Origin of the sequence: Solemya velesiana gill symbiont (assembly GCF_002020805.1) — a bacterium.
Lineage (GTDB): Bacteria > Pseudomonadota > Gammaproteobacteria > Chromatiales > Chromatiaceae > Sedimenticola_A.
In genome coordinates this window covers 1-1,139 of sequence record NZ_MPRJ01000128.1, presented here as the reverse complement: position 1 = coordinate 1,139, position 1,139 = coordinate 1, and the positions used below count along the sequence as shown (strand labels likewise).

Annotated in this window: 2 protein-coding genes; both read right to left on the bottom strand. The window is 59.1% G+C overall.

The annotated features are described in order from the left end of the window. Positions 1–337: 337 nt before the first annotated feature. The gene (locus tag BOW53_RS12635; protein WP_078488323.1) at positions 338–568 is read right to left on the bottom strand and encodes a hypothetical protein; all 231 of its coding nucleotides are present in this window, start codon (positions 566–568) and stop codon (positions 338–340) included. A gap of 51 nt (positions 569–619) precedes the next feature. Next, positions 620–1,139, bottom strand: a 520-nt coding sequence (locus BOW53_RS12630) for a recombinase family protein (protein WP_135607118.1), incomplete at its 5' end; no start/stop codon positions are given.

Sequence of the window (1,139 nt, the reverse complement as noted above, 5' to 3'; positions counted from 1 at the left end):
ACACGGCGTGTAGTCATTGGGAGGCGACTGTGGAGCGGTCGGAGACCAGGACGTCCGGGGCACTAATAGGCTGTCGAAGGCCGAGTCGATTTTGGGGACATGGATGTCCCAAAATCTTTCACGAGGTCGAAGACTCGCTTAGATTAACGTGAACAGGCCCTAGCAACCAAGCTTCTTGATGACTGACGAGTAGGAGTAGAAATCCGTTTCATTGACTCGTTTCACAGCTTCCTGGGTGCGCTTTTGATGTTCTCGCCAAGGCGGGCGATAGCTTGGTCAAGAGCTGAGCCGAGCGGCTGCGGGCCGCCGTTCCGTGTCGATTCCACCATTCCTTCCCCTATTTATCGTCTTGTCGTTCGTAGGCTTCGAGCATCCTTTCCAGTAGCTCGGCCAGCAGCAGGTCTTTCTCGTCGGCGATCTCGCGAAAGCGGCTATCCCACTCCGGCGTGACGCGCGTTGCGAACTGGACGGTGCGCCTGGTTCGACGTGAGCGGCGACCGTCTCGGGTTGCCGTCTTCTTGGATTTGGACTTGCCTGCTTTTCCCGAATCCGCGGTTACTGTCTGCATAGTGGCTGTGTTCCTCGTGGTCATATTTAACAGCTATCTACAATCTAGCAGCTATGCAACATTTCGATTCAATGCCCGATAGAGGGTCGAAACATGCACGTTGAACATCGGCGCAACCTCGCGGGCGCGCTTACCTTCGTCCATGAGCTTGCGAGCAAGGGCGAGCTGTTCGTCGGATAGGGCAGGGGTCGGCCCGAACCTGGTGCCGCGCTTTTTGGCCGCAATGCGGCCTGAACGGGTGCGGTCGATGATCAAGCTGCGCTCGAACTCGGCGATACCGGCGAAAACGGTCAACACCATTCGACCGGCGGGGGTCGTGGTGTCGGCCCAGGGTTCAGCCAGGCTGCGCAGCCCTGCGCCCGCCGCCTGGATACGCTCGGCAATATCGAGCAGGTCGCGCGTGCTACGGGCCAAACGGTCCAAGCGCGTGACAGTTACAACGTCACCGGCTCGAAAGTGGTCAAGCATCCGCTCAAGCTGCGGGCGGTCGCGGCGGGTGCCGGTGATCTTCTCGGCAAATATCTTGGTGCAACCGGCGTCCTTCAAATCGGACCGCTGAGCGGTCAAGTCC